Here is a 5,446-nt window from a genome sequence, read left to right as displayed (position 1 = left end):
TTTTAGAAGACACAAAGATAGGGTTGATGACATTTTAATTTTTGTCATCAACCCTATTTATTGTAGAACCTTATTTTTCAGCAAAGTCATTTGTATGAAAAATAAAGAGTTTTTTAGTAATATGAATATTAACAATGACATCAGGAGGCTATTATGAATAATATTGAAAAGTTACAACAACAAATAAAAGATTCAAAGCGTATCGTCTTCTTTGGTGGGGCAGGTGTATCGACTGAAAGTGGGATTCCAGATTTTCGTTCGGCAGAAGGAATCTTTGTTCAAGAGACCGGTTACCAATATTCACCCGAAGAAATTATTTCGCACTCATTCTTTCAACAGCATCCTAAAGTTTTCTTTGATTTTTACTTTGATAAATTAATTTATCCTGATGCAAAACCAAATTCAACGCATCAATTTATTGCTGATTTAGAAAAGTTGAATAAAGACGTCACAGTCATTACACAAAACATTGACGGCTTGCATCAAGATGCGGGAAGTACGACAGTCTATGAACTGCATGGAACGGTGAGAGAAAATTATTGTCTAAAATGTCATCGAGAATTTACAATTTCAGAGTTAGAAAGAGATGCTGATGGCATTCCAAGATGCCCGGATGATCAAGGAATCGTTCGACCGAATATTGTCTTGTACCAAGAAGGTTTAGATCAAGATATTCTCAATCATGCGATTAAAGCTATTCAAGAAGCAGACATGCTAATCATTGGAGGAACTTCTTTAGTCGTATATCCTGCTGCTGGTTTAGTAAATTATTTTGGTGGCGAATATTTAGTGGTTATTAATAAAACAATCATTCAAGCGGGTCAACAAGGGGCTTTAACTTTCGAAGACAGTTTATCAAATGTATTTAACCAAATTGAGTTAAACTAAGTTGAATAAACTGTGTAAAATGAGCCGTCGGCTACTTGTAGAATGTAGTAAGATTTGATACACTATGTCTATATTTTAATACATTGCTAAGAAGAGAAGAGTAATCGACAGCACACTACAGAGAGGGAACAATCGGTGAAAGTTCCTAATGTTGATGAAGGTAGCTTGGAGCAATAAAGTGCGAAGATATTTTTGAGTGCTTTACGGAGATGACACTTCGATACGAACAAAGAGAATGAGTAATCATTAAATTAGGTGGTACCACGATAACGTCGTCCTATGTTCAGACATAGGACTTTTTTTGTGAGAAAAATAAAGTGATACGATTTAATAATGCATACTAAAAATAATTATACTTAGAAAGGATTGACATAATGAGTAAAAAAGTATTATCAACTAAGTACCAACCGCAAGAAGTTGAAGCGGGCAAATATGAACAATGGCTAGAAAAGGGTGTTTTTAAACCGAGTGAGGATCCGAATGCAGAACCTTATTCAATCGTTATTCCACCTCCTAACGTGACAGGTAAACTTCATTTAGGACATGCTTGGGACGTTACTTTACAAGATATGATTATCCGTCAAAAACGTATGCAAGGTTACGATACGTTATGGTTACCAGGAATGGACCACGCCGGAATCGCAACTCAAGCAAAAGTTGAAGCAAGATTACGTGAACAAGGTGTTTCAAGACATGACTTAGGTCGTGAGAAATTCTTAGAAAAAACATGGGAATGGAAAGAAGAGTATGCTTCACACATTCGTGAACAATGGGGAAAAATGGGGGTATCTGTTGATTACTCTCGTGAAAGATTCACCCTAGATGATGGCTTAAACAAAGCGGTTAATAAAGTCTTCGTTAAATTATACGAGAAAGATTTAATTTACCGCGGTGAATATATCATTAACTGGGATCCAGTAGCACAAACAGCTTTATCAGATATTGAAGTTATCCATAAAGATGTTCAAGGGGCATTCTACCATGTTGAATATCCAGTTGTTGGCTCAGATGAGCGTGTAGAAATTGCGACAACTCGTCCTGAGACGATGTTAGGAGATACTGCAATTGCGGTTCACCCTGAAGATGAACGTTACCAACACTTAATCGGTAAGACTGTTCTATTACCACTAATGGACCGTGAAATACCAGTTGTAGCCGATGAATACGTGGAACGTGAGTTCGGAACAGGTGTTGTTAAGATTACACCAGCGCATGATCCTAATGACTTTGAAGTAGGAAATCGTCATGACTTAGAACGTCTAAATGTGATGCATAAAGATGGATCAATTAATGCTAACGGTGGAAAATACGAAAGCATGGACCGTTTCCAAGCACGTAAAGAAGTAGTTAAAGACTTAAAAGAACAAGGTTACTTAATTAAAGTTGAAGAACACCTACACTCTGTAGGACACTCTGAAAGAAGTGGGGCTGTTGTAGAACCATATCTTTCAACTCAATGGTTCGTAAGAATGGAACCTTTAGCTAAACAAGCGATCGATAATCAAAAGACTGATGATGCGGTAGAATTCTTCCCACCAAGATTTAATGATACATTTATTACTTGGATGGAGAATGTTCATGACTGGGTTATCTCACGTCAATTATGGTGGGGACATCAAATTCCAGCTTGGTACCATAAAGAAACAAATGAAGTATATGTTGGTGAAGAAGCACCATCAGATATCGAAAACTGGGAACGTGATGAAGACGTATTAGATACTTGGTTCTCATCTGCATTATGGCCATTTTCAACGATGGGTTGGCCAGAAGAAACTGACGATCTTAAACGTTACTTCCCAACAAATACGCTAGTAACTGGATATGATATCATCTTCTTCTGGGTAAGTCGTATGATCTTCCAATCATTAGAATTTACTGGTGAAAGACCGTTTAAGAATGTTTTAATGCATGGTTTAATTCGTGACCCTGAAGGACGTAAGATGAGTAAATCTTTAGGTAACGGAATTGATCCAATGGACGTCATTGAAGAGTATGGTGTGGATGCATTACGTTGGTTCTTAGCGAATGGTTCAGCGCCAGGGCAAGATGTTCGTTATATTCCAGAAAAACTATCATCAGCATGGAACTTTATTAATAAGATATGGAACGCAAGTCGTTATGTATTAATGAATGTGGGTGATATGACGCTTGATGAAGTTCAGATTGGTGATGATATGACCTTAGCGGATCGTTGGATCTTATCACGTTTACAAACCGTAACAGAAAATGTTACTCGCTTATTCGATAAATTCGAATTCGGTGAAGCTGGTCGTATACTATACCACTTTATTTGGGATGATTACTGTGACTGGTACATCGAAATGACAAAAGAAAACTTACAAGATGATAGTGCAGACAATATAACAACGAAAAGTATTTTAGTATATGTTCTAGACCAATTCTTACGTCTATTACATCCAATTATGCCATTCGTGACTGAAGAAATTTGGCAACAAATTGCTCCCGCAGACGAGTCAATTGTTGTATCAAACTATCCAACTGTACAAGATAAGTTCATTGACAAAGATAGTGAAGAAGCAATGACGAAATTAATTGATATTATTCGCTCAGTTCGTCAAATTCGTAATGAGATGAATACACCACTTTCAAAAGCGGTTGATTTATACATCAAAGTAACAGACGAATCAGATCGTAACGTATTAGAAGATAACATTGCTTATATTCACCGATTCTGTAACCCAGAGCATTTAGAAATTGGTAGCGAAGTTGAAACACCAAGTGAGGTTGTAACACAAACTTTACCATTCGCGCAAATCTTAATGCCATTAGAGGGCTTAATTAAGATTGAAGACGAAATCAAACGTCTTGAACAAGAGAAAGCTAAACTAGAAAAAGAAGTTGAACGTTTAGTTAAAAAATTAGGTAACGAAAACTTTGTTAAAAAAGCTCCTGAAGCCGTTGTAAATGAAGAACGTGCTAAAGAAGCAGACTATAACAAACAATTAACTGCAGTTACCGAAAGAATTGCAGAATTAAAAGCACTATAAAAAACAACGAGTATTCCCTAAAAGAAACAATTGGGCAATGAACAAGAAGTATTATTTTCAGGGGAGTTAATATTCGAATTATATTAACGGGGAGTCTTGATAATAAAATGAAATTTACTACCGTCGAACAAGCAACGGCTTGGCTAGATGCACAAAAAAATCCTAAACAAAGAATTGGACTTAAGAAAATTGAAACAGCAATGAACTATGTTAATAATCCACACCTAGGACTTCCAGTTATTCATATAACTGGAACGAATGGTAAAGGATCAACAACCACTTTTCTTAAAGAATTGTTATTAAGCCAAGGACTAGCTGTTGGAACATTTACATCACCACACATTATGCGATTTAACGAAAGAATCAGTTACAATGGCGAAAATATTAGTGATGATGATTTAATTCGAATTATCGAACAAATGGTTGAAGTCAATGAATATATGGAAACAACTGAATATGGACGTTTAATTTTCTTTGAACTATATACTGTCATGATGGCTTTGTACTTCCAGGAAAAACAACCAGATGTTTGTTTAATTGAAGTAGGTATTGGTGGGGAAAATGATTGTACCAATGTATTTAAAGCTGATTTAGCGATATTAACTACAATTGGATTAGATCATGAAGATTTATTGGGAGATACTGTTGAAGCAGTAGCTACTGAAAAGTCAGGGATTATTAAAGAGAAATCGATTGTAGTCACTGGTCCCATCCAAGCCTCTCCCTTAAATGTCGTAAGTGAGCGTGCAAAATTAATGAACGGTTCGCATGTGAAGTTTGATGTCGATTATGGTTTTGACAATATCCAAAACTTAAAAGAAAATGGATCATCATTTGACTTTTGGCAAGTCGTTGACGGTCAAAAACATGTTCGAAATTGGCAAATTACAATGCTAGGACGTTATCAAATAGATAATGCTACAATTGCCTTAAAAGCATTTATTGCTTGGATGTCACATCACGGTCAGTACATTAATTTTGAAGATGCTGCTTATGCGTTAAAACATACAAAATGGATGGCCCGAATGGAGAAAATTTCGGAAAACCCAATTATTTATATCGACGGTGCTCATAATGCGCATGGTTTAACTGCTCTAAAATCATTGGTCGATGAATATTTCTATGATAAAGAAATCACTATTTTGTATGCAGGCTTATCAACAAAAAATCAAGATGAGCAATTGCCGATATTACAATCCTTTGAAGCTGATAATCTTTATTTAACTCAATTCGATCATCGAAAAGCGCTGTCGATTGATGATTTTGAAGAGTTAGCAGATGAGTTACTTGATACTTCTTTTGAGATGGTTGAGGACTGGCAAAGTTTTCTTTTAGAATTTGTTGAGAAAGCTGATGAGACCAAGGAAAGAATCCTATTAGTTACAGGTTCATTGTACTTTGTTTCAGATGTGAGACAATTATTTTTGAAAAAAGTGAAAATATAATAATGGAAATGCCTCTTTTTTGCGTATTTATATATATACGGAAATTTCAAGTTGAAGTTAGCCACTTATCGTAAACAATGTGTTACCTACTAACTTACTGTATTG

Annotated in this window: 3 protein-coding genes and 1 other annotated feature; all 3 genes read left to right on the top strand. The window is 35.7% G+C overall.

Going from position 1 to position 5,446, the window contains the following annotated elements; all coding sequences use genetic code 11:
• Nucleotides 1-153 precede the first annotated feature (153 nt).
• A complete protein-coding gene (locus tag ACFO5Y_RS03625) occupies nt 154-888 on the top strand; it encodes an NAD-dependent protein deacylase (RefSeq protein ID WP_197105340.1) in 735 nt (244 codons plus the stop codon).
• Nucleotides 889-967: 79 nt separating this feature from the next.
• Nucleotides 968-1,171: a binding site (T-box leader), on the top strand.
• 88 nt (nt 1,172-1,259) lie between these two features.
• Nucleotides 1,260-3,896, top strand: a complete 2,637-nt coding sequence (locus tag ACFO5Y_RS03620; protein WP_380706352.1) for a valine--tRNA ligase — start codon at nt 1,260-1,262, stop codon at nt 3,894-3,896.
• Nucleotides 3,897-4,003: 107 nt separating this feature from the next.
• Nucleotides 4,004-5,341, top strand: coding sequence for a bifunctional folylpolyglutamate synthase/dihydrofolate synthase (locus tag ACFO5Y_RS03615; RefSeq protein WP_197105342.1), 1,338 nt, complete (start codon nt 4,004-4,006; stop codon nt 5,339-5,341).
• Nucleotides 5,342-5,446: the final 105 nt, after the last annotated feature.

It is taken from the genome of Ruoffia tabacinasalis, from assembly GCF_042652985.1.
Lineage (GTDB): Bacteria > Bacillota > Bacilli > Lactobacillales > Aerococcaceae > Ruoffia > Ruoffia tabacinasalis.
The sequence above is the reverse complement of the archived record's forward strand: the minus strand, read 5'-3'. Positions and strand labels throughout refer to the sequence as shown.